This window comes from Corynebacterium sp. CMW7794, assembly GCF_001563605.1.
In the GTDB taxonomy this organism is placed as follows: domain Bacteria; phylum Actinomycetota; class Actinomycetes; order Mycobacteriales; family Mycobacteriaceae; genus Corynebacterium; species Corynebacterium phoceense.
In genome coordinates this window covers 111,425-134,565 of sequence record NZ_KQ961780.1, presented here as the reverse complement: position 1 = coordinate 134,565, position 23,141 = coordinate 111,425, and the positions used below count along the sequence as shown (strand labels likewise).

The window sequence follows — 23,141 nt, the reverse complement described above, 5'->3', positions numbered from 1 at the left end:
CTACTCAAACGGAACAAAACCTGGGGCACTTCAGAACGAGTGTTTAATCGAAAGCGTATACGCAACCCCAACACCCGCCAGGGGTAGTTGGGAGGGTTGAGTGAAAAGGGTGCAAGAACGCGTATTGGTCGGATAAAACGCGTGAGATTTCCCAGTACATCATCTAAATTGAGCGCATGATTACTGTGATTCAACCGGACCCTAAGGTGACCGTCGACCGCTTTGGTCAGTGGCTTAAAGCGGGCTTTCGGATTGTTGAACTCTTCCGGAATCCGGTCCCGAGGATGGAGGAGTGTGCAGGGGGCATCGTAGTGCTGGGCGGCACAATGAACGCCGTCGAAGGGCCGGAGTGGCTGCCGGCTTTGCGGCAGTTGCTCGTGGATGCGGTGGATAAAGAGATTCCAGTTCTCGGGATCTGTCTCGGACACCAGGTTCTCGCCACAGCCTTCGGCGGCGAGGTCGCGGTGGGGACGGCGGACGCCAAGGAGGACGGGCCGTACGAGATCCGTGTGAACGACGCGGGTCAGGCGGATCCGGTCCTGCGCGTGCTCGGAGAGTCCGCCATCATGCCGGAGTCGCACAATGATGCGGTGACGGTACTTCCGCCGAATGCGCAGCTCTTGGCGTCGAGCGAACGGTGCCGGGTCCAGGCCATGCGGATCGGCTCGGCGGTGTCTGTGCAGTTTCACCCGGAGGCCTCGCCTGCGACGATGGCGCGGTGGGCGGAGATGTCCGGCTTGGATGGCGCAGAGATGCAGCGTCGCATGGAGCTTGCCGATGCCCCCATCCGCGCCGCTGGCCAGGCTATCGCCGCCGCATTCTCAGCGGAATGCAGCGCTGAGGGGCGCTAGCGGCACGTGTGGGTTGGCGTGATCGACCCAGGCGAGCTCAACGATTTCGGCGGCCGGCTGGGCAATGATCGGCCGCGGGTACTCAAAGAGGTGCGCGAGGACGGTGTAGCCCGGCTCATTGGAGGCGGGCGCGGTGCGGGCGCCGAGGGGGACCAGGTCGCGCCTGTCGAGGTAGACGGTGAGTTCTTCGGCGACTTCGCGCACGGCGGCATCGGCAGGCTTTTCGTGGGCTTCGGGCTTGCCGCCGGGGAACTGGAAGGCGGTGGTGCCGCGCTTGCGGACCTGAAGGATGCGGCCGCGGGAGTCGCGGAAGATAACGGCGCTGACCTCGATGATGGGCATGGAGGCTAGTCTAGATCTCATGGAAATTGTGGGAGCTATCGACGCCGAAGGGCGCTGTGCTCATTGGCACAGCGCCCTTGATGTGGTGGCGAATAAGTGCGCCACCTGCGACACGTGGTTTGCCTGCGCGTGGTGTCACCCGGCGGACCATGCGTTTGGGCAGATGCCCTTAGACGAACCCGCCGTCATGTGTGGAGTCTGCGGGCATCAGATGACGTTCCACGAGTACGGGACGGAATGTCCCTCCTGTGGTGCCCCGTTTAATCCCGGGTGCACAACCCATGCGGAGATGTACTTCCAGGTTTAGAAGGAGGACAGGTTGGCGAAGTCGCCGGCCTGGACCTTGGCGATGGCCGCCTGGATGAGCTGCGGGACGTTGGGAACGCGGACGGTGACGTTCGCGGCCGGGACCGGCACGTCGATGGTCGGCTGGCCGGCCTGGACGAACAGCGGGATGATGCGGGTGTTGTTCTGCGCCGGAGCCTGGTTGTTGTTTGCCGGGGCCGGGGTGTTCGACTGGTTGTTCGCCGGGGCCGGGGTAGTGGTGTTGTTCGTGGTGGTGTTGTTGGACTGCGTTCCGCCATTCGCCAGGTTGCAGCGGGCGATGGCCTCGTCGGCGCGGGAGATGGCGTCGCGGATCTGCGGGCCGCGGGAGTCGAAGGTGGCGACGGCGAGCGCCTGGCGCTTCTTGTTGTTGTAGTCCGTCGGGTTTGTGTAGTACTTCGCCGCCTGCTCACAGGAAATCTGGCCGGAAGGAACCTTGGCCAGGTAGTCATCGATGGCGTCAGCAGATGCTGCCGGAGCAGCGAGAGTGGCGGTCAGGCCGGCGGTGGCGGCGAACAGGGCAGCTTTACGTGCGATAGTCATGCGGGCCATTGTGTCACGAATGTGACGCATGTGAAAGACCTGTGTGAGCCCGTACGCTGGCCCTATTCGGCTTCACCTGGGGTTTGTGCGAACTTAGGAATTTACTGCCAGTTCCATTCCGAGGAACTTTTCGGTGACGCGGGCGTATGCCTGGACGGTGAGCTCGAGGTCTTCCAAGTGCAGGCACTCGTCGTGGCTATGGAGCTCCGCGTTGGCGGTCGCAAGGTCGCGTTCTGGCGCGTGGAGGGCAAAACCGTAGCCCACGCCGCCCAGGCGGCGTGCGACGCGGAGATCGGAACCGCCGGTCGCGAGCGTGGGGACGACGTCCTTGCCGGGGAAGAACTCACCGACGGTCTCGACGAGGGTGTCCCACAGCGGGCCCGTGGTCGGGGAGACCGTGGCGTCCTCGTTGATGAGGTGCTCGATCTCTACGTCGATATCGCCGATGGCATCGCGGAGCATCTCGTCGACCTCGTTCTGAGTTTGTCCCGGTAGCGGACGGATATCCATTTCCAGGTACGCATGCGAGGGCAGCACATTGATGGCGCCACCAGCGCGCAGCACCGTCTGGGAGATGGTCGTGTGCGAAAACGCATGCGCGAACGCGGAGAGGTTGCCGAACGGGGAGAAGTCGCCTGAGTCGATGAGCTTCTCGGACTCGGGGTCGAACTTAAACGACTCGCGGAAGCCCTGCCAGATGGGATCGTTGGCGATGGGCAGATTCGCTTCCGCGATGCGACGGGCGACCTCGCCAATCTTTAGGATTGCGAAGTCCTTGTTGTACGGGGTTGAGCCGTGTCCCGCATCGCCGTGGACGTGGATGCGGCGCTGTGCCGCGCCCTTCTCGCCGACAATGACGGCGACGCCGCCCGGCAGGTGGCTGCCACCGGTCTCGGACAGGCAGTTCTTCCAGTTGATGGCGCCGGGGTTCTCGCGCTCGAACCAGCGCGCGCCCAGGCCGCCACGGGCTTCTTCGTCAGCGAGGGCGGCAAAGGTGAGGGTGCCGCCCGGGTTGCCGCGGCGGGCGACCTCACGGGTGACAGCGGCCATCGTTGCCGTGATGAAGAGCATGTCCACGGCGCCGCGGCCGTAGAGCTTGCCGTCCTCGATAACCGCCGCGAACGGATCCTTCGTCCACTTATCGGCGTCCACCGGCACGACGTCCGTGTGGCCGAGGAAGGTGAGCGGTTCCTTGTCCGGATCGCCCGGCACGGTGAATATAATGCTCGTGCGGTGGGGGTGCGGCTCGAAGCGTTGCACCTCGACACCGGAGCCGACGAAGAACCTCTCCAGTGAGTCCGCATTGCGGACCTCGAAGCCAGAATCCGCGGTCAGGTCGTTGACGCAGGCGTTGCGGATCAGTTCTTGGAGAAGTTCCAGGGTGTCGTCGTAAAGAGTCATGGCTCAATTGTAGGTTTGTGCCTTTATCGGGGGAATTTTGCGGAAAACGATCAGAAAATTGAACACCGTTCAGGAAAATTGTTTAGGGTATCCGCATGACTATTCTTGACACCGCGCGCGCGAAGGCCCTCGAGCAGGGCATCGGCCTCAACGAAGAAGAACTCCTGGAAATCCTCCAGGTCCCGGACGAGCAGCTCGAGGAGCTCGCCGATATCGCCCACCAGACCCGTCTGAAGTGGTGCGGTCCCGACGTCTCTGTCGAGGGCATCATCTCCATCAAGACCGGCGGCTGCCCCGAGGACTGCCACTTCTGCTCGCAGTCGGGCCTGTTCGAGTCGCCGGTGCGTGCGGCTCGTTTGAATATTCCTGAGCTCGTCGAGGCCGCCCAGAAGACCGCGAAGACCGGCGCCACCGAGTTCTGCATCGTCGCAGCCGTGAAGTCTCCGGATGATTCGCTGCTCGACCAGGTCGGCGAGGCGATTGCCGCCATCAACGACGCGGTCGACATTGAGATCTCGTGCTCGCTCGGCACGCTTACCCGCGAGCAGGCTCAGCGCCTTAAGGACATGGGTGCCCAGCGCTACAACCACAACCTGGAGACCTCCCGCTCCTTCTTCCCTCACGTTGTCACCACCCACACCTGGGAAGAGCGCAAGGAGACCCTCGACCACGTCCGCGCGGTGGGCATGGAAGTCTGCTCCGGCGGTATCATCGGCATGGGCGAGTCGCTCGCGCAGCGCGCCGAGTTCGCTGCGCAGCTCGCTGAAATCGAGCCCTTCGAGGTTCCGATGAACTTCCTCGACCCGCGCCCAGGCACCCCGTTTGCAGACCGTCCGCTCGTTCCCCTCGGCGAGGCACTGCGTGCGGTTGCAGCATTCCGCTTGGCGATGCCCTCTGCGACCTTGCGCTTCGCCGGCGGCCGCGAGCTCTCGCTGGGCGATGACGGCACGGAGAAGGGCCTGCTTGGTGGCATCAACGCGATCATCGCGGGTAACTATCTCACGACGCTTGGCCAGCAGATCGAGAAGGACGTGGACATGCTCCACCGCATCGACCTGCCGATTAAGGCGCTGTAATGCCTGAACAGTCTGCTCTAGCGGCGGCGGTGCTTGCCGGGGAGACTCCGGTCTTCCATCCCAATACCGGTGAGCCCTTCGCTGAGGTGACGCACCTTCACCCGGCCGCCGCGGCCGGCCTGGACGTGCCGCGCTACTGCCAGCTGTGCGGGCGCCGCATGGTCGTGCAGGTGCGCCCGGATGGCTGGAGCGCGCGGTGCTCCCGCCACGGCGAGCTGGATTCTGACTGGCTCTACGAGGAACACTTGCCAGCGTAAACTCGGCCGCATGGCTTTTGAAGATCCCGGCATTGCGCTTGCCCACCGCTCCGCGCTGCGGTCTATCCAGCGCGTGGTGAGCGAGACAACTGAGCCGACCCCGAACGCGGCGGAGCGGGTCGCTGAGCAACTGCGCGCCGGCGGGGTCATGGTCCTCACGGGAGCAGGCGTGTCGACGGATTCCGGTGTGCCGGACTATCGGGGACCGCATGGGTCGCTTGCCCGCCATACGCCGATGACGTATCAGGAATTCCGCTATGATTCCGCCGCGAGCCACCGCTATTGGGCGCGCTCCTTCGTGGGCTGGCGCGTTATGGACGCGGCGCGGCCGAATCGTACGCACTTCGCGCTCGTGGAACTCGAGCGCGCTGGATTGGTATCCGGCATCGTTACTCAAAACGTCGATGGCCTCCACAAGGAAGCGGGGACCGAGACGCTCATTCCACTCCACGGCGATATGGAACATGTCGTGTGTCTGAACTGCGGGTACGCAGAAGACCGTGGGGCCTTCGATGCCCGCCTTGCGGCTGCGAATCCCGGCTATCTCGAGCGCTGGGTCGTCCGCGCGGACCAAGTGAATCCGGACGGCGACGTCGCGCTGTCGCAGCAGGCGGTCGATGAGTTCGTGATGGCACCGTGCGTCCGCTGTGGTTCGGAGCTGCTGAAGCCGGACGTCGTCTACTTCGGCGAGCCGGTTCCGGCGGAGCGGCGGGACGCGGCGCGTGCGCTGCTTGCGGACTCGCGCTCGCTGCTTGTCGCCGGTTCGTCGCTCGCCGTGATGAGTGGCTATCGCTTCATGCTCGATGCGCTCAAGCAAGGCAAAGAGGTCGCCGTGGTGAACGGCGGGCCAGGGCGCGGCGACCCTAAGGCCACGACGCTGTGGCGCACGCAGGTCGCGCCGGCTTTTGATGAGCTACTGGATCTGCTTGATGTCTAAGGCTGGGGTACGGCAGGCCTAAAGCTTCTCGAAGTACATGACTGCGGTGTCGGTGTTTTTCTCTGGTGCCGGGGGATCGGTCTGCTTGCCTCGCCACAAGGGGCTGATGCCTGGCATGAACCAGGCGAGCAGGGCAACGAAAACCGCGATGACGATGGCGGCGGGAGTTGCATATTTGGACGGCACGAACCAGTATCCGGCCGCGCACAAGGCGATGATGACACAGACCCACAAGGGGACCAGGATGCCGAGGTTGAGCCGCCGCGTGGCGCGGTATTCGGCCCAGTCTTCGCCGGGGAAGCGAGTGCGCGCCTCGGAGCGAATCCGACGCGCAGTCTTGTGCTGTTGCAGCACCGAGGCGATGAGGGTGAAGGCCACGCCGGCGCCTGCAACGAGCATGTCTGCGGTGACGGCTCCATAAGCTGCAATCGCGAGCGCGAGAGACAGCGCAAGGCGCTCGGAGATGCTGAGAGGTAGCCCACGCGTGGGGTCTACGTCGGGATACAGATTTTTGAAGGCGCTGGTAGACGAGGGTGTCATGGCCGAATGAGGGTGTCCTTTATTGGGGGTGGCTTACCTAATTTAGGTTAGTGTAACCTATACAAAACCGATTAGGTATGTATAGCCTAAATTCTGATTCTTTTTGTTCATCGCATCAATACTTCATGAGGACTTTCTCCGTGATTCTCCGTCGAATATTGGGCACTCTTGCTGCCAGTACCCTCATCGCACTCCCTTCGGTCGCGCTCAACGCTCCCGTAGCCTCGGCTGCCGGCACCTGCTCCTGGAATTGGGGCATTAAGCAGTCCTACCGAAGCTATATCCAAGGCCAAGTCGCCAAAGGCCAGTGGGAAACGGACGGCATTGGTTTTACCGGTTCCGAAACCGGCGCAGACGGTGCTTTTACCTTCACTCCGGGCAAGGCCTCCGTACAAGGCGATACCGTCACTGTTCCCTTCGGCGGCGTCATCCACTTCACTGGACACAACTACGGCGGCGACGATCTGTTGGATATGACGCTGACGGACTGGCAGATTCAGGCCTCCGGCAACCGGGCGGCGATCGTGGTGGATTACGTCTCTTATGAATCTGACATGGTGGATAAGTCCGCACGCGGCCCGCAGATTACCGGCGATAACGTGGTCATCGCGAGGATCGATCTAGATCAACCCGTCGACGCGTCCGTGCACACGCTCGACCTTTCCGGCGACGTCACGCTCACCGACGAAGGACACAAACTCTTTATCGCCTATGAGGCGGGACAGTCGATGGACCCCTCGTCAGGGACCGTGGCCACGGACGGCAGCTGCGGCGGGTCCTCTGACGGTACAGGCAGCGGTTCGAAGTCCTTGGGGACAATCTCGGGCACGTTTACCGGTCGCAATGCAGAAGCCATGGCGATTTTGAAGGAAACGAACGACACCATGAATGGCCTGACCACCTTCATGGGCAACACGGAGTCTTTCCTAGACCAGCTAGAATCCTTCCGTTCTCGCACGGAAGCCGCCACGGGTACGACCACCAGCACTACCACTAGCACCACGAGTGGTTCAGGCGCGTCGGGAGCCAGCACTTCGAGCGCCGCGAGCCCTTCGAGTGCTTCGGGTAGTACTTCGGGTACTTCCGGCACTACTGGTGCTACTGGAACCACAAGAACCGCGCGGCCACAGGACCCCGGGTCCGCGGCTAGTGGTGGGCAGTCAGAAACCTGCGTAGCCACGGGCGTGCAGGCTGCGACCGCCGAGTGGGGTGTCAAGAAGTCCTTCCAGTCGTATATCACCGGTTCCATCGCCAAGGGCTCCTGGACGCTCGACGGCGTAGGGTACGACAACTCGCGTTTTCAGTTCACGGGCACCGGCGGAGATGTGGATACTGCGGCGCAGTCAGGTTCCATCCGCTACGGCGGCGCTATGCATTTTACCGGCCACAACGGGGTCCTCGATCTCAATATCGCGAACCTGGAAGTCCGGTTCAACGGTACGAGCGGTCAACTCATCGCCGACGTGCGTTCCTCCAACATGGAGGGCGAGCGCAAGGACTTTGGACGCACGGTGCTCGGAGACGTGTCGTTTAGCCTGCTCGACGTGAGTGACTCCGCCGTCGACGGCGAAGCCACCGTCACGCTGACCGCAGCGGGCAATGATGCGTTCGCGAATTTCTATGAGCCGGGCACGACCCTCGATCCGCTCTCGTTGCATGCACAACTTGGCGGATCCGGGGACTGCGCCGGGGCGAGCGGAACTACGGCACACACTGGTGCGGCGACGACCTCCGGCGGTCAGAGCGCTGCGGCGGCGAAGCGGGCGGCATCGGAAAGCTCTGCGGGAGACGGCCTGCAGGCCGCGGCTGGCACGAGCACGTCTGGTTATGAAGACGGCAGCGGCAACTTCCAGATCAAGAAGGCCGCGGCCGCGGGCTCCTCGCCGGAGGCGAGCACGTGGCTCTTGCTGCTTATCGCAGGCCTCGCCATCGCCGGCGGTTCCATGGGCTCCGTCGTCCTGCGCAACCCGGCGTAGCGCACCACTTTTTACCCAAGACCTGAGAAAGGATACGTTTCACATGAAACGACTTTTGGTGGCGTTGGCGTGTGTCCTTGCCCTCACGGGGTGCGGCGTCCAAGGCGCCTATGAATCCCAAGACGCGCAGCTGCGCGAAGCCCTCCCAGACGCGCAGTCGGCCAAAGACCCGCGCTCGTTCACGGGAGTGTCGAATGTGACGGATTTCGAGGATGTCGTCGCGGTGACGGAGTCTCCTACTCCCGCGCTGCCGGTGGAGCTCACGGATGCTGACGGCTACGACGTCTCCGTTACGGATGTGTCCCGAATCGTGGCATTGGATCTCTACGGTACGTATACGAAAACCCTCGAGGGCCTGGGGCTTACGGACAACATCGTGGGCCGCACGGTGTCGTCGACGGAAAACGCTATCGCCGATCGCCCCGTCGTGACTCAGGGCGGACACAACATCAATGTGGAAGCCGTGCTCGAACTCCGGCCCACGCTGGTCATCGTCGATCATTCGATCGGCCCGCGCGACGCCATCGACCAGATTCGCGCCGCAGGGGTGACCACCGTGGTCATGGAGCCGAAACGCACCATTGACTCGGTGGCCGAGGACATCACAAACCTGGCCGCGGTCGTGGGTCTGCCAGACGACGGCGAAACGCTGGCTAACCGCTCCGTCGAAGAAATCGAAGAAGATAAGGCGGCCATCGCAGACATCGTGCCGGAGGATCCCATGCGCATGGCGTTCCTTTACGCGCGCGGCAACGGCGGCATCTTCTTCATCATGGGAGAAGGCACGGGTGCCAAGGACCTCATTGAGGGTGTGGGCGGCGTAGACCTCGGCACCGAATACCACCTCTCTTACGCCGAACCTGCCAACGCCGAATCTTTGGCAAAGATTAACCCTGAGGTCATCATCATGATGACGGGCGGCCTGGAGTCGACCGGCGGCGTCGAAGGCCTCCTCGAGCGCCCCGGCATTGCACAAACCACTGCGGGCCAAAAACAGCGGATCGTGACTATCCCAGACGGGCAATCGCTCGCCTTCGGGCCCTTGACCGGACAGACCCTTCTCAAACTTGCGCAGGCAATCTATGACCCAGACAATGCTTAAACCGGCGGCCCCCACGGAGGTCTTTGCTCGGCGCTCCCGCCTGCGGCTTGGTGTATTCGTATCGCTCGGGGCGCTGCTTGGTGTCGCCTTCGTCCTGTCGCTTGCGCTGGGGCAGTACTACGTCGCGCTGGGTGACTTGGTGCAGATTATGGCCGCAGGCCCTGGCGGTGGCTTGACTGCCAACGTCGTGTGGCAGATCCGCCTGCCGCGCATTCTGCTCGGTTTCTTGGTCGGCGCGTGCTTGGGCGTGGCGGGCACGCTCATGCAGGCCGTGTTCGCCAACCCGCTGGCTGAGCCCTCCATCGTGGGCGTGACCTCCGGTGCCGGTGTAGGCGCGGCCGTGGTAATCGTCTTTAATATCTCGGTCCTGGGTACCTTCACGGTGCCGCTCGCGGCGTTTGCTACGGCGCTGTTGGTTACCGCGCTGATCTACCAGTTGGCGCGCTCACGAGGGCGTGTGGCGGTGGTCAATCTGATCCTGACCGGCATTGCTATCAACGCGGTGTGCAACGCCATCATCTCCTTCATGATGTACCTGGCGCCCACCTCGAACCGCGAGCAAATCATCTTTTGGCAAATGGGTTCGCTCAACGGCTCTCAGTGGAAACACGTGTGGGTGGTCCTCCCCATCGCCCTCGTCGGGATGGCCATCGCGCTGCGTCTTGGCCGTCAGTTAGATGTGCTCGCGCTGGGCGAGCGCGCCGCGGAACACACTGGCGTCGACGTCAAGAGACTGCGCATTATCGCCATCGCTGCCTCGGCGATCCTTACCGCCGGCGCAGTTGCTTTCGCCGGACTTATTGGGTTCGTCGGCCTTATCGTGCCGCATCTGCTGCGTACGATCATCGGCCCAGAAAACAGGGTCTTGCTGCCGGCCTCTGCGGTGGCGGGCGCCGTACTCATTGGCTTTGCCGACGTCGCTGCGCGCACGCTCATTCCTTTCGCCGACCTTCCCATCGGTATCTTTACCGCGCTCGTGGGTGGCCCCACCTTCTTCGTGCTGTTGCGCCGGATGATGAAGAAGGGAATGCATTGATGATTAACGTTGCGAATCTTTCCGTTTCGATCGGCGAGCGGAACCTGCTTTCCGATGTCTCCTTTGTCGCCCGCCCAGGGGAGGTCACCGGCCTCATCGGCCCGAATGGCGCGGGCAAGTCCACGCTGCTGGCGGCCATCGCCGGCGATATTGATTACACCGGTTCCGTTTCCCTCGTGGGGCAGGATCCGGCGGTTTCCTCCCCAGGGGCGTTGGCCCGTGCGCGTGCGGTGATGCTGCAGGACGTTACTGTGTCCTTCCAGTTTCTCGTGCGTGATGTAGTGGCCATGGGCCGGCGCCCTTGGGAGGGCACCGCCAGGCAGGCCGAGGACGACGCGATCATCGACGCAGCGCTTGCGGCGGTGGATGCGACGCACTTGGCCGGCCGCGATATTGCCACGCTCTCTGGCGGGGAGCGTGCGCGTGTGGCGTTGGCCCGTGTACTGGCGCAGCAGACCCCGGTGATTCTCCTCGATGAGCCGACTGCGGCGCTGGACATCCGCCATCAAGAACAAATCTTGGGATTGGTGCGCTCGATTGCGGCGCAGGCTGGAGTGGCGGTGCTGGTGGTACTCCACGATTTAGGCGCCGCTGCGGCCTATTGCGATCACATCGTGTGCCTAGCAGACGGGGCAGTTGCCGTCGCCGGCCCGGTGCGCGAGGTCTACACCGACGAGATTTTGTCGCAGGTCTATCGCTGGCCTATCCAGGTGAGCGAGGCGGACGGCCACATCTCAGTCCATCCCGCGCGACGCCAGGTCGCCGATCCCGAGCAGTCTTTTGTCGATCTACTTAAGGAGTCTTAACTCATGCGTATTGTCTCTTCTTCTCTCGCGCTGGCGCTGACCGCCTCGGCGCTGACTGTTCCGGCAGCTTTTTCTGCCGATGCCCCCACCTGCGCCCCTGGCCAGACCCTGGAGACCCGCATTGTCTCCGGCACTGTGAATTGGGGCATCAAGGAATCTTTCCGCAACTACATCACCGGCCCCATCGCGAGGGGTGGGTGGACCACGTCCGGCGCGGTGACGCAGGACGAGGGCAACAAAGGCGGAGCAGACTTCCAGTTCCACTTCGAGGTGGATCCTTCTGCGTCCTCGGTGAGCCTGGGCGAAGACGGAACCGTCACGAAAGCCGATATTCGAACCAAGGATTCGACGCTGGAGTTTGAGGGCCACCACGGCGCGCTGTACACCAAGATGCTCTCGCCTTATGTCCTCACGGAGGCAGGGCAGGCAAAGGCGGGCACGTCCTACGAGGGCTACTACGTGCCGGGTAAGGGCATGACGGAATACACCCCGGAGGACCGCACGGAAGAAAACAAGAAGTCGGGCACGGATACCTTCGCTGAGGGCGATGCCGCATGGTCGAAGGACGGCGATACGCTCACGCTGAATGCGACCGACGTGACGTACAAGCCGAAGGCGGGTACCTACTACGATCGTGAGTCGAAGATCCAGCACATCGAGGGTATCGACGTGATCTTCATGGGCATGTACAACGAGAGCTACAAGCCGGAACTTGATGATGTACAGGTGACCTTGAAGACCGCGTCCGAGTGTGTGGGTCCTGCCGATGAGGGCACCGAGACCACCCCGGGGGAGCAGACCGAGTCGGGCCGCGGCGAGCAGGGCAAGGACCATACAGAAGACCAAGGAAAGACTCCTGGGAAGGATCCAGAGAAGAAGCCGGACAAGGAGCAGGATCAGAACCAAGGCGGCACGGATAACAAGGGCGAAGAGGGCTCTTCTTTTTCCAACGTGTGGAATATCGTGTTGGCGCTGACCGCTCTGGGCGGCATGTTTGCGGTCATCGGCGGCGCCATTGTGCAGTCCGGCGTCCTTAATCCCCTGCTGGCGCGCCTGCGTTAGCGAACCTGCGCGGGTTTAATCCGAGTCGGCGTGCCCCGCGTTGGCAAGGGCGTGGCTTTGGGCGTCGTGAGGATCGTCCAGGGTGGGGGAGAGCTGTTTGAGCACCGTGCGCACGATGGCGCGCACGCGCTTGTCCATGGGCATATCCATGTGTAAGACGACGGCGCGTTTGTCGACGTCTTGCACATAGACATTGCGCACCGTTCCGTCGGGAGTGTCGCCGGGATCCAAGAAACAGGTTTCCGGCGGCACGACGATGGAGTCTTGCTTAGTGGCCACGCACGTGTAGCTCACACCGGGGGCCAGGTCACCGTTGTGGTTGAGCTCGTTCAGCGTCGCGCTGCCCACGATTTGTTCCATGCCGGCCGGGCCGAAGTAAGCGTCGATGATGGAGCGCATGACGTGTTCTTGACGTCGGTTGGAAATCAACGAGCTGACGATTCCGCCTTGGGTGGTGCCGTGGTTGGGCGCCGACAGGCAGATGATGTGACGCACGCGGTCCACCGCATCGTCGTTATGCATCCAGTAGCGGGCGACGATACCGCCTTGGGAGTGTCCGATGAGCACGACCTGCTCCGCGCCGGTGACGGCTTGGACCGCGTCGATATACGCGCCGACCTGATCGGCGGAGGCGGCGATGGGGCCGGTGGCGCGGGCGCCATAGTCCGGTGCGAACACGGCCCAGCCGTCCTCGCGCAGCTCGGAGCCGAGCAGCTGCCATACGCCCTTCGTATCCGTCGTCCCGTGGATGAGAATGATGGGCCATGGGTGGTCTTCATCCGGGCGTGCTGCCCAGTCGTCCTCGAAAACGCCGCGTGGCTTCAGGCGTGCGCCGAGCGGTAGCGATGCCAGGCGTGCCGCGGTCTCTGCCTCGTGGTCGTCGCCTGCGGACCCGCGTGGATGGCGAAAGTCGAGGTCGAAGAAGCTGCGGCGCTCGGCACGCAATAGCTCGGCGATTTCGTCGGCCACTTCCTCGCGCAAGGCATTAGCTGGCGCAGGGGTGGTAATGCCATGGCGCGGAGAGTCTGAAACTTGTTTCGCCGGTGTCGCCGGCAGGCCGTCGGCAGCGTCGTAGCTGACGGAAGGGGGAGTCGGGTCTGAACGCCAGAACCGCCCGAGTCCCTCGGAGATGAGGGCTTCGAGTTCTTTGAACGAGTCTGTTGCCATAACTTCCATCCTATTTCGTGCCGCGATACATTAATGTTTCGGAATTATTAGTGGTAACGGTGATATTTCGCGGGATCGCAAGAGAAAAATCTCGTTACCCCTTGACCATCCAACTAAAGGTTTATAAACTAAGCCTTGCCTAATCACGGGCGGTTGCTTACCAGGAAGGTCGCGCTCCACTTCCTTCTTACGGTAAGTGCCGAAAGATTAGTCATGGGGAGAAGGCCCGTCAGCGCGCAGCTGACGGGCCTTCGTTATGTCTCAATTCCTCGAGGTGGAAATTAATCCTCGATGACGGAGACCTTCACGTCGATGTTGCCGCGGGTGGCCTTGGAGTACGGGCAGACCTCGTGAGCCTTGTCCGCGAGCTTCTGGGCCTCATCGTGCGGCAGGTTCGGAATGGTGACCTCAAGCTCGACGGCGAGACCGAAGGAGGTCTCGTCCTTGCCGATGGACACGCGCGCGCCCACGGAAGAGTCGCCCAAGTCTGCGCCCTCGCTCTTAGCGACAAGCTGCAGTGCGCCGTGGAAGCACGCTGCGTAACCGGCGGCGAAGAGCTGCTCCGGGTTGACGCCGTCGCCGGAGCCGCCCATCTCCTTCGGTGCGGCCAGGTTGAAGTCCAGGTCGGAGTCCTTAACAACGGAGCGGCCGTTGCGGCCAGCGCCGGTTGCGAGTGCCTCGGTGGTGTACATCGGTTCCATGATGAAAGTCCTTTCGCAAGCTTCTGAGCTGTTTTCTTTGTACGCGATTTAATTGTACGCAACCCTTGTGCGTTATGCTAGGAGCATGTCTCGCGCGTCACTGGAACTGGACAAACAACTCTGCTTCGCCCTCTACCGGGCGAGCCATGCCGTCCAACGGTCCTACCTCGAGGAACTTACCCCGTTGGGTCTGACCTATCCGCAGTACGTCACCATGCTAGCGCTCTGGGGCCATGAGGATCCGGTGACGATGAAAGAGCTCTCCGCAGAAATCGCCTTGGATTCGGGGACTCTCACTCCGCTGCTCCGCCGCATGGAGAAGCAAGGCCTGCTCACGCGTGCCATCGATCCCGCGGACGAACGCCGCCGCATCGTGGCTCTCACTGATAAGGGTCGCGCCCTGCGCGAGCAAGCCGAGGGCATCCCGCGCCGACAGATGGAGCGTTTTGCAGCCTCCGGACTCGATATTCGCATGCTTAAGTCCGAGCTCGACCGCCTGTCCGGCTCCTTTACACCGGATGCCGACGCTGAAGATCGCTAATACACTCGGGGGCTATGACCCAACTGTCGCCTGTTCCTGACGCCGCCGCAGCGGTCGAGCGCCTCATCGACCTCTACGAATCCTCGTGTGAGTGCGCTCGCGTGTGCCTCGAGAAGGGCGAATATGCGGACTACGCGCACGTCGTCTATCCGCAGATCGTCGTCGACGTCAAGGAATGGCGCCCCATCGACCGCTCCGAGCCTTTCGGATACGTGGATGAGTCCGGCCGGTACGTCGCTGTGCTGTCTAAGCCGCACCTCCTGCGCGGCTACCTTGAGGAACAGCTCACTCGGCTCACCGAGAATTACCCGTGCGAGATCTTCGTCGGCCCCTCGGACGTGCGCATCCCACCCGAGTACATCAAGGGCGTCGAGATGGTCCCGCAGCAGCGTCCGGCGGAGGTTCCGCGCCCCACGCTTGACGAGGTGCACGACGCCATCGTGGACGGTCACTGGGATGTCTTCCACGGGGACGACAAGCCGCTGTTCCACTTCGGTCCGCAACGCTTCGACATCGCCTGCGCGCGCATTGAACACTACACCGGCATCGAGGTCGACTCGCTTCAGAAGTACATTCTCTTCACGAACTACGGCATGCACATGACGGAGTTCATGCGCTTTGGCCTGCGCGCGCTGGGTTCCCGCTATGACTCCCTCGTTCTACCAGATGGGCGCACGGTGCCTGCCGATGCCGCCGAGGGCGTCGAGGTCGCAGACCTCCAGACCCGAGTGCAGATGCCGCGCTACGATCTCACGACGCCGGACGGCGATGGCATCACGATGATCAATATCGGCGTGGGCCCTTCCAACGCGAAGACCATCACCGATTCCCTCGCGGTGCTGCGTCCGGAGGCATGGATCATGATTGGCCACTGCGCGGGCCTGGACGGCCGCATGCGCATCGGCGACCTTATCCTCGGCAACGCCTATCAGCGCGATGATCACATCCTGGATCGTGCCATTCCCGTCGACGTTCCGATCCCCGCCATCCCGGAGGTCCAGCGCATGCTCGAGGCCTCCGTCGAGGAGGTCTACGGCGCCGACAACGAACTCATGCGCACCGGTACCGTCCTGTCTACTGCGGACCGCAACTGGGAGTGGCGTACCCCGCGCGAGCTGTGGGAGTGGCTGCGTGGTTCCACCGCCGTGGCCATCGACATGGAGTCGTGCATGCTCGCGGCCAACGGGTATAGATACCGCGTCCCCTATGGCACGCTGCTGTCCGTGTCGGATCTTCCGTTGCACGCGGTGCCCAAGCTGCCCGCCGGCGCCCAGGCCTTCTACTCGAATTCGAAGGAGGCGCACGTCATGTGCGCCGTGCGCGCGATGGAGGCCCTAGCAGAGAATCCCGAGCGACTCCGCACTCGCAAGCTGCGTCGCACCATTGGGGAGGTTCCATTTCGTTGAGTGGGACATGCGACTAAGCTGGATCGAAAATTATCGTCTCCCAAGGAGTAGATTCCATGACTCAGCCCGAGTGGTACCACCCCGATCGCGAAAATCTGACGTGGGAGGTCTTCGGTGAAGCATCCCGGCACCTGTCTCAGGAGATTGTGGACTCCGGCTGGTTCCCTGAGCTCATCGTGGGTGTGGCGCGCGGCGGTCTTATTCCTGCTGGCGCCATCGGTTACGCCATCGGCGTGAAGGCCATGGGCGCCATCAACGTCGAGTTTTACACCGACATTGGCGAGACCCTGCCGGAGCCGCTCGTCCTGTCGCCACAGCTCGACATGGACTCGCTCGCAGGCAAGCGCGTGCTCGTCGTCGACGACGTCGCGGACTCCGGCAAGACGCTCGACCTCGTGGTTAACCTGCTCAAGGAAACCGCCGCCGAGGTGCGCTCCGCCGTCATCTACACCAAGCCCACCACCATCTTTGAGCCGGACTTCTCGTGGAAGAAGACGGACCAGTGGATCAACTTCGCGTGGTCCGCGCTTCCCGTCATCACCGCGGACGGCTCGTATCAGGAAGGCGCGTAATCTGCGCATTATCGCTTTCCTAGTGAACGGACAGGAACAGACAGGAAACGCGCAGGCGCATGCCATTGCCTCGGCAGGTCCATGCCCCATACTTAACTCATGCGTTTGAGAGAGGCGCATAAGAGAGATAGAGAGATACCCCAGCTACGCGGGGCGGACGGCGTGAGACACCGTTCGGGAGCGTATGCACCTTGAGAGAGATAGAGACACACGTCAGGCTCCGGGCAACCGGAGCCTGACGTGGTTTTTCGTGCCGTAGCTTTACACTGACTTGTCGTGACCCTTCAAACTTCTGCGCCTACCGGCGTGCTCGCGAGCTTTCGCTACGCCTTTTCTTCCCCCGCGCGCCTGCGCATGGAGGTCTTCGGCGGCCTTGCCGTTGCCCTCGCGCTTATCCCCGAGGTCTTAAGCTTTTCGATCCTGGCGGGGCTGGATCCACGCGTTGGACTCTTCGCGTCCGTCATCATGGCAATCTCCATCTCCTTTACTGGTGGTCGTCCTGCCATGATCTCCGCCGCGGCCGGCTCGGTCGCGTTGGTCATTGCTCCCTTGTCTGCCTCCCACGGTCTGCAGTACGTCCTCGCTACGGTGCTGCTAGCGGGAGTCCTGCAGATCGTTCTCGCTTTCCTCGGGGTCGCCAAGCTCATGCGTTTTATCCCGCGCTCCGTCATGACTGGCTTCGTCAACGCGTTGGGCATCATGATGTTTACCGCGCAGCTGCCGCACCTCATGCACGTGCCGTGGATCGTCTATCCGCTCGTGGCGCTCGGTGTGGCCATCATGCTTCTGTGGCCACGGCTCACGGAGGTTGTCCCGGCGCCGCTCATCACCATCCTCGTCATTACGGTCCTCGTTGTGGTCTTCCGCTGGGACATTCCCAACGTCGCGGACCAAGGCGAGCTACCCACGAGCCTGCCGGGCTTCGTCTTCCCTGACGTGCCGCTCACGCTCGACACCCTCACTCTCATCGGCCCGTACGCGGTAGGCGTGGCCCTCGTCGGCCTCATGGAGTCGCTGCTCACGGCCAAACTTGTCGACGACATTACGGACAGCCACTCGGACAAAACGCGCGAGTCCCTTGGTCAGGGTATTGGCAACGTCCTTGCAGCGAGCATCGGTGGCATGGGCGTGTGCGCGATGATTGGCCAGACGATGATTGGCGTCAAAGCTTCTGGTGCTCGCACGCGCCTGTCGAGCCTGCTCGCTGGCGTCTTCCTCCTCATTCTCATCCTGGTGTTGGGCGATACCGTGGGTGCGATTCCCATGGCTGCGCTTGTCGCCGTCATGATCCTTGTCGCCGTGGACACGGTGGATTGGCATTCGGTGAAGACGCTACGTCGCATGCCGCTCTCGGAAACGCTGGTCATGCTCGTGACGGTGGTGGGGACATTGGTTACCCATAACCTGGCCGTCGGCGTTATCGCCGGCGTGCTCACGGCGATGGTCGCCTTCGCCCGCCGAGTCGCGCACCTCACCGAGGTCGAGCTCATTGCTTCCGATGCCACCCGTGCCGCGTACCGTGTGAGCGGCCAGCTTTTCTTTGCCTCGTCTAACGACCTGGTCTATTCCTTCGACTACACGCTGGGCGTGTCAGAGGTCGACATCGATATGACCGGCGCGCAGGTCTGGGATGCCTCGACCGTGGCGACGCTGGATGCGGTGCGTGAGAAATACGCGCAGCGCGGCGCGACCGTGGATATTCGGGGTCTTGATCCGGTCAGTCAGCAGCGCCTCGACCGGCTCTCGGGCAACTTGGGGGACTAAAACCTGGGGGAGAGATGTCCGCTGGGCGTGGGGGTGCGGTGGGTAGTCATACTTTCGGTGGAATATGCGTCACTGTGGGCATGAAGTATGACATAAGCCTTGATATGTAAGGCTTGCCTTGTTTAGGCTATCCACATTAAGGTTAGGCAAGCTTTACTTACTTAGGAGGAATTTGGCCATGACTGTTGCCATGACCACGACGCCGCTTTCGCAGATGCTGCGTGAGGAAACCGCGCGAGCGCACGCCAGCGCAGAAGGCTCAGATTTTATGACCCGCTTGATGGCGGGTGAGCTCAGCGCAGAGGCACTCGCCACCTTTACTGGGCAGTTGTGGTTTATCTATGAGGCGCTTGAGCGTGCGGTCCGCTCGGTAGCGGATACTCGCATCGTCGGAGCGGTGGCTGACCCCCGGTTGGAACGCCGCGACGCGCTGGAACTCGACCTCGCGGAAATGTACGGCCCGCAGTGGCGCGACGAGGTACGTATCCTTCCCGCCACCGCACGCTACGTCGCGCGCCTGGAATCGCTCGATACGCCGGGGTCGGAGCCCCGGGTCGTTGCCCATCACTACGTGCGCTACCTCGGCGATATATCGGGCGGGCAGGTCATTGCCGCGCGCCTGGGGGCTCTCTACGGTATCGACCCGGATGCGCTCAATTTCTATAACTTCGCGGCGATTGGCAAGATTCCGCCCTACCGCAGCGCGTACCGCGAGGCGCTCGACGAGCTCGCGCTTTCTGATGCCCAGCGTGCTGCCCTCATCGCTGAGGCACAGGCCGCCTTCACGTGTAACTCGGCAGTCTTCGCCGAGCTAGCGAAGCTGTATCCGGGCGCAGCGTAGCGCCGGGTTCACTATTTCCCCTCTTCCCCCTTCTTATTTTCTCTGTATTTCTAAAGTGACCTGGAGGTCTGTCGCGTGAAGAAAATCTCTTCTGCTTCTCTCGCATCTGCTCTTATCGTCTCTGCAATGGCTGTTCCGGCTACTGCTGCAACGCAGGACCTGACGGCGGGTACATTCGCCTGGCCCATTAAGACCTCCTTCATGGAGCACCTCGCTGGCCCAATAGCGGCTGGCCGTTGGACGACCACGGATGGGGCGACGTATAAGGACAATCAGCTGCTCTTTCGGGTCAACGTCGCTGAGACGACGTTAGATGCGGACGGCAACGGCACCATCGTCCTTGACGGTTCGGCGCATATCGTGGCCTACACAGGCCTGGGCGCGGGCGGCTCGGCCGGCCTCGATCTCACCTACTCAGATCTCAAGCTGCAGGTGCAAGGCACGAAGGTCGAGCTCGTTGGAGACTACGTTTTGTCCGGGGATCCGGGCGACAAGGGCAAGCAGGTCGACAGGGATGGCGATGATGACGTGCTGGTTACGTTCACCCTCGATGCTCCCATCGCGGTTGGTGCCGATGTGAGCGCGCAGGATCGCCCGGCCACCGCGGGCGCGGGCCTGGAGGGCTCGCTGCTGCGCTATAAGGAAGGTCAGATACTTGAGGGCGGCGACGTTGACCTCGTGCTGGACTTTGCTGATGGCAAGGACGCCGGGGTGGTCGAGGGGCATAAGTCGACGGGACTCGCCCAGGCTTCCGCGCAGTTGGGAACGCTGAGTTCGGAGGATCCGTCGCGCGGGGGCATCGGCATCCTCGCGGGGCTGATCGCGGGCGTCGTGGCGCTCGTGGGTACCGCGGTGGCAGGGATGCCTTTGGTGCTTGATGCGCTCAAGCAGGCGGGCATCCGACTCTAGTCTGATTGCTTCCGTTTGTGTGGATTTGGGTGTTGATTAGGTCGTGGTAACTTAGGTTACCGTGACCAAAATTGCTTTTGGCCTGCATGTTTGGAAATCCTAACCTGGCTAGCGGAATTTTTGAATGTGGGTATTATGGTGGCCTATACCGCCGGAAACCCGTTGGATAGCCGTCGGAAATGACAGAAATTTACCTATTGAACAGGTATCGAAAGGCAAGGATATTCAATGAACGAGAAGCTGCAGAGCCTGCTGAACGCACAGGTTATTAACGAGCACGGCGCCGCCCTCATCTACACCCAGCTGGCCTACGAGATGGATGATCTTTCCTTCCCGGGCATGCGTGACTGGTTCTACGCTCAGGCTGCGGAGGAGCGCGAGCACGCTCAGAAGATTGCCAACCACCTCCTCGCACGCGGCTACCGCGTGGAGCTCACCGATGTCCCAGTTCCGTCCGTGAAGGCCGCGACCCCGCTCGACGCTTTCGAGGCTGCCTACGCACACGAGCAGAAGGTCTCCGAGCAGATCCGTGAGATCGCTTGTACCGCTGATGAGGTCAAGGACCTTGAGTCCCGCCAGATCGTGAACTGGTTCCTCGACGAGCAGATTGAGGAAGAGGACACCGTCACCGAGATCATCGACCAGATCAAGCTCGTGGGCAACGATGGCTCCGGCCTCCTGCGCATCGACGCCACTCTGGGCTCCCGCGCAAAGTAGGCACGCGCGGCCCTCAAGGCCTAGCTAATACAAAAAGGTCAAGGGACAGTGACCATGCGGTAACAAACCCATCAAGATTGCCCTAATATCTCCCACCAACCCCGTGGTTGGTGGGAGACTGCGTTTTATATGTCTATGAAGCAGAAAACCTGGACCGTGGTCGTGCTCCTCGCGCTCGCCGTCGCCTTGGGCGTCGGCACGGCGTTGAGCAGTACGCACGTCGCGCTCGGCACTTTTCTGCTTGGTGCGGCACTCATGCTGGGGCCTTTCGCGGGGGCGGGTCTCTTTCTTTTTGCTGCGCTCATCGCGGTGAGCCTGCCGCAGAAATCCATTGCGTCAGTCGGCGGAGCGCTCGTGCTTGCTGCTGTGGGCCTGGTGATCTTCACGCCGCTGGGTATCATTCCGGACGCCATCGTGCCGCTGTATGCGGGAGGCGCGGCGCTGGGTGCTGTGGCGGTGCTGCTCGTGCCCACGGGGCTGCCCGGACGCTTGTTCCGTTTCTAGAGCTCTGTCGTTTGGGACGAGTCTGCGCGGCTTTCCGTAGTCTGGATGTATGTCGACGTATCTTTTCGATTTCTACGGAGTCTTGCTCCGTCATCGCCCACCGGCGCCGAAGGAGGCGCTGCTACGTCTCGTCGGTGCCGAGGATCCGGTCGCTTTTTGGACGGCGTATAACGAATTGCGCCCGGCCTATGACGCGGGCGTGGTGAGCGACGAACGCTGGTGGCGCCAGATGCAGGTGCGCCTAGGCCTTCCGGACTTCGATATCTCTGAGGCCGTCGCTCAGGACTTCGAGCCGTGTACGGCGCCGGACCTCGACGTCGTGGGGGTCGCCCAGGAGTTGCTTGGCGCGGGCAATGCGGTGGGCGTGCTGTCCAACATTCCGGTGGGGCTCGGCCGCATGGTGCGTGAGCGCAATGAGAGCTGGCTTAAGGAATTCACCGCGGTGGTGCTCAGCGGTGAAATCGGCGTGGTCAAGCCCGACAAGCGGGCCTTCGATGTGGCGGTGGACGCGTTGGGGGCCAATGCCAAAGACACGCTCTTCATTGATGACACCCAAGGCAACGTCGACGCCGCGCGTGCGGCAGGGCTGCGTGGGTACCTCTACGACGGGAACCTCGCCGAGCTGCGCGCGGAGTGTGGCTTGAGCTAAGCGGCGCGCACCTTCGCGGTGTTCAGCTCAAGCGGCGTGCGCAGGAGGGGGTCGAGCGCGACGGCGCGGGCGATGGAGCGGACGATCTCCTTGTGATTGGGGATCATGCGCAGCTCCGTCGCGGAGGCGAGATCGGGGTCGAGCTCGCCGCGTGCGGCCGAGGCGAAGAGCTTCGGCGCCGTGGGGACGTCGTAGAACGCAGAGCCAGCGATGACTACGGTGTCCGGGCGGTGGGCATCGATAAGCTGGGCCGTAAGGCGGCCGAGGTCGGAGGCGCGCTGGGCGAGGACCGAGGAGGCATCGGCAGCCTCAGCGAGGCGGGGAGCCAGCGCGGCGTTGACGAGGGTGTCGCGCGGGTCGGCGCCGTCGAACTGTGGGAGATCGATGGGGGCGACGCCGTCTTCGTCGGAGAGCGCGGCGCCAATCGAGTCATCCGCGAAGAGGACGAGCGTGCGGGCCTCGTCGCCGAGGGGCGCTGCCTGCGTCTCCGAGGCGAGGATGGCGGGCACGGCCGGGGTGACAGTGACGGGGACGCCGAACTGGAAGTCGAGGCGTCCTGCGATATCCATGCCGTCCCAGCCGAGGTTGGCCGCGTGAACCTTGCCCTCTTCATCGACGGTGCCGGAGGTGGTGACACCAACGGAGACCAGCGTGCGGTCGACGCCGGTGGCGAGGCGATTCACGCCGGCGATGACGTGCTCGACGAAGTCATCGGGGCTGAGCTTAGAGACCGGGGTGGGAACGTTGTCTTCGCGGATAATGCGCCCGCGGGTGTCGTAGAGGCCGATGTATGTCGAGGAGGTGCCGACGGCGATGCCGGCGAGTAGCCAGCCGTTATCGGAGGCCTCGAGCGGAACCGTGGGACGACCGCGGCCTTGGGAGCGGGTGAGATCCGTGCGCTCCTGAATCAGACCGGCCTTAAGCAGGGCGGCGGTGGCACGGGTGATGGTGGGCTGGGACAGTCCGGTGGCCTCCACGAGCTCGCTGCGCGTGATGATGGGATTGAGGCGTACGAGGTGGAGGCTCTTAGCCGCAGGGGTGCGGGGACGGGCGAAGACTGGTCCGGCTGTACTCATGGATATAAATAATATCCCTCCCTAGACCGCATAGTCTAAAT

Annotated in this window: 26 protein-coding genes; 19 read left to right on the top strand and 7 right to left on the bottom strand. The window is 62.6% G+C overall.

Annotation, left to right across the window (positions count from 1 at the left end):
- Nucleotides 1–176 precede the first annotated feature (176 nt).
- Nucleotides 177–851, top strand: coding sequence for a type 1 glutamine amidotransferase (locus HMPREF3227_RS11920; protein ID WP_066513311.1), 675 nt, complete (start codon nucleotides 177–179; stop codon nucleotides 849–851).
- On the opposite strand, the gene HMPREF3227_RS11915 is transcribed toward HMPREF3227_RS11920, so the two are convergent.
- Nucleotides 822–1,193 carry an NUDIX hydrolase gene (locus HMPREF3227_RS11915; RefSeq protein ID WP_066513306.1) on the bottom strand — a complete coding sequence of 124 codons (372 nt, stop codon included), beginning with the start codon at nucleotides 1,191–1,193 and terminating at the stop codon, nucleotides 822–824. The genes HMPREF3227_RS11920 and HMPREF3227_RS11915 overlap by 30 nt on opposite strands.
- Between HMPREF3227_RS11915 and HMPREF3227_RS11910 the strand changes: the two genes are divergently transcribed.
- The gene (locus HMPREF3227_RS11910; RefSeq protein ID WP_353935765.1) at nucleotides 1,141–1,500 is read left to right on the top strand and encodes a CHY zinc finger protein; all 360 of its coding nucleotides are present in this window, start codon (nucleotides 1,141–1,143) and stop codon (nucleotides 1,498–1,500) included. The genes HMPREF3227_RS11915 and HMPREF3227_RS11910 overlap by 53 nt on opposite strands.
- Here HMPREF3227_RS11910 and HMPREF3227_RS11905 read toward each other — a convergent pair.
- Both HMPREF3227_RS11905 and HMPREF3227_RS11900 read right to left on the bottom strand, forming a co-directional pair.
- The gene (locus tag HMPREF3227_RS11905; protein ID WP_230384179.1) at nucleotides 1,497–2,060 is read right to left on the bottom strand and encodes a hypothetical protein; all 564 of its coding nucleotides are present in this window, start codon (nucleotides 2,058–2,060) and stop codon (nucleotides 1,497–1,499) included. The two genes, HMPREF3227_RS11910 and HMPREF3227_RS11905, sit on opposite strands and share 4 nt — an antisense overlap.
- Nucleotides 2,061–2,153: 93 nt before the next feature.
- Complete coding sequence (locus tag HMPREF3227_RS11900; protein WP_066513304.1) at nucleotides 2,154–3,461, bottom strand: M20/M25/M40 family metallo-hydrolase; 1,308 nt, start codon at nucleotides 3,459–3,461, stop codon at nucleotides 2,154–2,156.
- 95 nt (nucleotides 3,462–3,556) lie between these two features.
- Between HMPREF3227_RS11900 and bioB the strand changes: the two genes are divergently transcribed.
- The 3 genes from bioB to HMPREF3227_RS11885 are packed head-to-tail and all read left to right on the top strand — an operon-like array spanning nucleotide 3,557 to nucleotide 5,731.
- Nucleotides 3,557–4,537 carry a biotin synthase BioB gene (gene bioB / locus HMPREF3227_RS11895; protein ID WP_066513303.1) on the top strand — a complete coding sequence of 327 codons (981 nt, stop codon included), beginning with the start codon at nucleotides 3,557–3,559 and terminating at the stop codon, nucleotides 4,535–4,537.
- Complete coding sequence (locus tag HMPREF3227_RS11890) at nucleotides 4,537–4,794, top strand: biotin synthase auxiliary protein BsaP (protein WP_066485678.1); 258 nt, start codon at nucleotides 4,537–4,539, stop codon at nucleotides 4,792–4,794. Before bioB ends, HMPREF3227_RS11890 begins: the two co-directional genes overlap by 1 nt.
- Nucleotides 4,795–4,804: 10 nt before the next feature.
- On the top strand, nucleotides 4,805–5,731 hold the full coding sequence (locus tag HMPREF3227_RS11885) for a Sir2 family NAD-dependent protein deacetylase (protein ID WP_066485683.1): 927 nt from the start codon (nucleotides 4,805–4,807) through the stop codon (nucleotides 5,729–5,731).
- Nucleotides 5,732–5,749: 18 nt separating this feature from the next.
- Here HMPREF3227_RS11885 and HMPREF3227_RS11880 read toward each other — a convergent pair whose 3' ends face one another.
- Nucleotides 5,750–6,271 carry a hypothetical protein gene (locus HMPREF3227_RS11880; protein WP_066513300.1) on the bottom strand — a complete coding sequence of 174 codons (522 nt, stop codon included), beginning with the start codon at nucleotides 6,269–6,271 and terminating at the stop codon, nucleotides 5,750–5,752.
- Between the two features lie 125 nt (nucleotides 6,272–6,396).
- Between HMPREF3227_RS11880 and HMPREF3227_RS11875 the strand changes: the two genes are divergently transcribed.
- The 5 genes from HMPREF3227_RS11875 to HMPREF3227_RS11855 are packed head-to-tail and all read left to right on the top strand — an operon-like array spanning nucleotide 6,397 to nucleotide 12,253.
- Nucleotides 6,397–8,247: an HtaA domain-containing protein gene (locus HMPREF3227_RS11875; RefSeq protein WP_066513299.1), complete on the top strand. Its 1,851-nt coding sequence runs from the start codon at nucleotides 6,397–6,399 to the stop codon at nucleotides 8,245–8,247.
- A 43-nt stretch (nucleotides 8,248–8,290) separates the two neighbouring features.
- Nucleotides 8,291–9,349, top strand: coding sequence for a heme/hemin ABC transporter substrate-binding protein (locus HMPREF3227_RS11870; protein ID WP_066485711.1), 1,059 nt, complete (start codon nucleotides 8,291–8,293; stop codon nucleotides 9,347–9,349).
- Entirely contained in the window at nucleotides 9,330–10,385 is a 1,056-nt protein-coding gene (locus tag HMPREF3227_RS11865) for a FecCD family ABC transporter permease (protein ID WP_066485713.1), read from the top strand. Before HMPREF3227_RS11870 ends, HMPREF3227_RS11865 begins: the two co-directional genes overlap by 20 nt.
- Nucleotides 10,385–11,191, top strand: a complete 807-nt coding sequence (locus tag HMPREF3227_RS11860) for a heme ABC transporter ATP-binding protein (protein WP_066513296.1) — start codon at nucleotides 10,385–10,387, stop codon at nucleotides 11,189–11,191. Before HMPREF3227_RS11865 ends, HMPREF3227_RS11860 begins: the two co-directional genes overlap by 1 nt.
- 3 nt (nucleotides 11,192–11,194) lie before the next feature.
- The gene (locus HMPREF3227_RS11855) at nucleotides 11,195–12,253 is read left to right on the top strand and encodes an HtaA domain-containing protein (protein WP_066513295.1); all 1,059 of its coding nucleotides are present in this window, start codon (nucleotides 11,195–11,197) and stop codon (nucleotides 12,251–12,253) included.
- Between the two features lie 15 nt (nucleotides 12,254–12,268).
- Here the strand turns inward: HMPREF3227_RS11855 and HMPREF3227_RS11850 are convergent, their stop codons facing one another.
- On the bottom strand, nucleotides 12,269–13,429 hold the full coding sequence (locus HMPREF3227_RS11850) for an esterase/lipase family protein (protein WP_066513292.1): 1,161 nt from the start codon (nucleotides 13,427–13,429) through the stop codon (nucleotides 12,269–12,271).
- 272 nt (nucleotides 13,430–13,701) lie between these two features.
- A complete protein-coding gene (locus HMPREF3227_RS11845; protein WP_066485737.1) occupies nucleotides 13,702–14,121 on the bottom strand; it encodes an organic hydroperoxide resistance protein in 420 nt (139 codons plus the stop codon).
- 85 nt (nucleotides 14,122–14,206) lie between these two features.
- Between HMPREF3227_RS11845 and HMPREF3227_RS11840 the strand changes: the two genes are divergently transcribed.
- From HMPREF3227_RS11840 to HMPREF3227_RS11800, 9 genes are all read left to right on the top strand, one after another.
- A complete protein-coding gene (locus HMPREF3227_RS11840) occupies nucleotides 14,207–14,662 on the top strand; it encodes a MarR family winged helix-turn-helix transcriptional regulator (RefSeq protein ID WP_066513290.1) in 456 nt (151 codons plus the stop codon).
- Nucleotides 14,663–14,676: 14 nt separating this feature from the next.
- Nucleotides 14,677–16,068, top strand: coding sequence for an AMP nucleosidase (gene amn / locus HMPREF3227_RS11835; protein WP_066485745.1), 1,392 nt, complete (start codon nucleotides 14,677–14,679; stop codon nucleotides 16,066–16,068).
- A 56-nt stretch (nucleotides 16,069–16,124) separates the two neighbouring features.
- Entirely contained in the window at nucleotides 16,125–16,640 is a 516-nt protein-coding gene (locus tag HMPREF3227_RS11830) for a phosphoribosyltransferase (RefSeq protein ID WP_066485748.1), read from the top strand.
- Nucleotides 16,641–16,994: 354 nt separating this feature from the next.
- Nucleotides 16,995–18,404 (top strand): SulP family inorganic anion transporter, encoded by a 1,410-nt coding sequence (locus HMPREF3227_RS11825; protein WP_066486039.1) that lies wholly within the window; start codon nucleotides 16,995–16,997, stop codon nucleotides 18,402–18,404.
- A gap of 178 nt (nucleotides 18,405–18,582) precedes the next feature.
- A complete protein-coding gene (locus tag HMPREF3227_RS11820) occupies nucleotides 18,583–19,245 on the top strand; it encodes a biliverdin-producing heme oxygenase (RefSeq protein WP_181734637.1) in 663 nt (220 codons plus the stop codon).
- 75 nt (nucleotides 19,246–19,320) lie between these two features.
- On the top strand, nucleotides 19,321–20,154 hold the full coding sequence (locus HMPREF3227_RS11815; protein WP_231724992.1) for an HtaA domain-containing protein: 834 nt from the start codon (nucleotides 19,321–19,323) through the stop codon (nucleotides 20,152–20,154).
- Between the two features lie 228 nt (nucleotides 20,155–20,382).
- Complete coding sequence (locus tag HMPREF3227_RS11810; RefSeq protein WP_066485753.1) at nucleotides 20,383–20,871, top strand: ferritin; 489 nt, start codon at nucleotides 20,383–20,385, stop codon at nucleotides 20,869–20,871.
- 135 nt (nucleotides 20,872–21,006) lie between these two features.
- A complete protein-coding gene (locus tag HMPREF3227_RS11805; protein ID WP_141629254.1) occupies nucleotides 21,007–21,375 on the top strand; it encodes a hypothetical protein in 369 nt (122 codons plus the stop codon).
- 49 nt (nucleotides 21,376–21,424) lie between these two features.
- A complete protein-coding gene (locus HMPREF3227_RS11800) occupies nucleotides 21,425–22,024 on the top strand; it encodes an HAD family hydrolase (RefSeq protein WP_066485755.1) in 600 nt (199 codons plus the stop codon).
- On the opposite strand, the gene HMPREF3227_RS11795 is transcribed toward HMPREF3227_RS11800, so the two are convergent.
- A complete protein-coding gene (locus tag HMPREF3227_RS11795; RefSeq protein ID WP_066513288.1) occupies nucleotides 22,021–23,100 on the bottom strand; it encodes an ROK family transcriptional regulator in 1,080 nt (359 codons plus the stop codon). The two genes, HMPREF3227_RS11800 and HMPREF3227_RS11795, sit on opposite strands and share 4 nt — an antisense overlap.
- Nucleotides 23,101–23,141 lie beyond the last annotated feature (41 nt).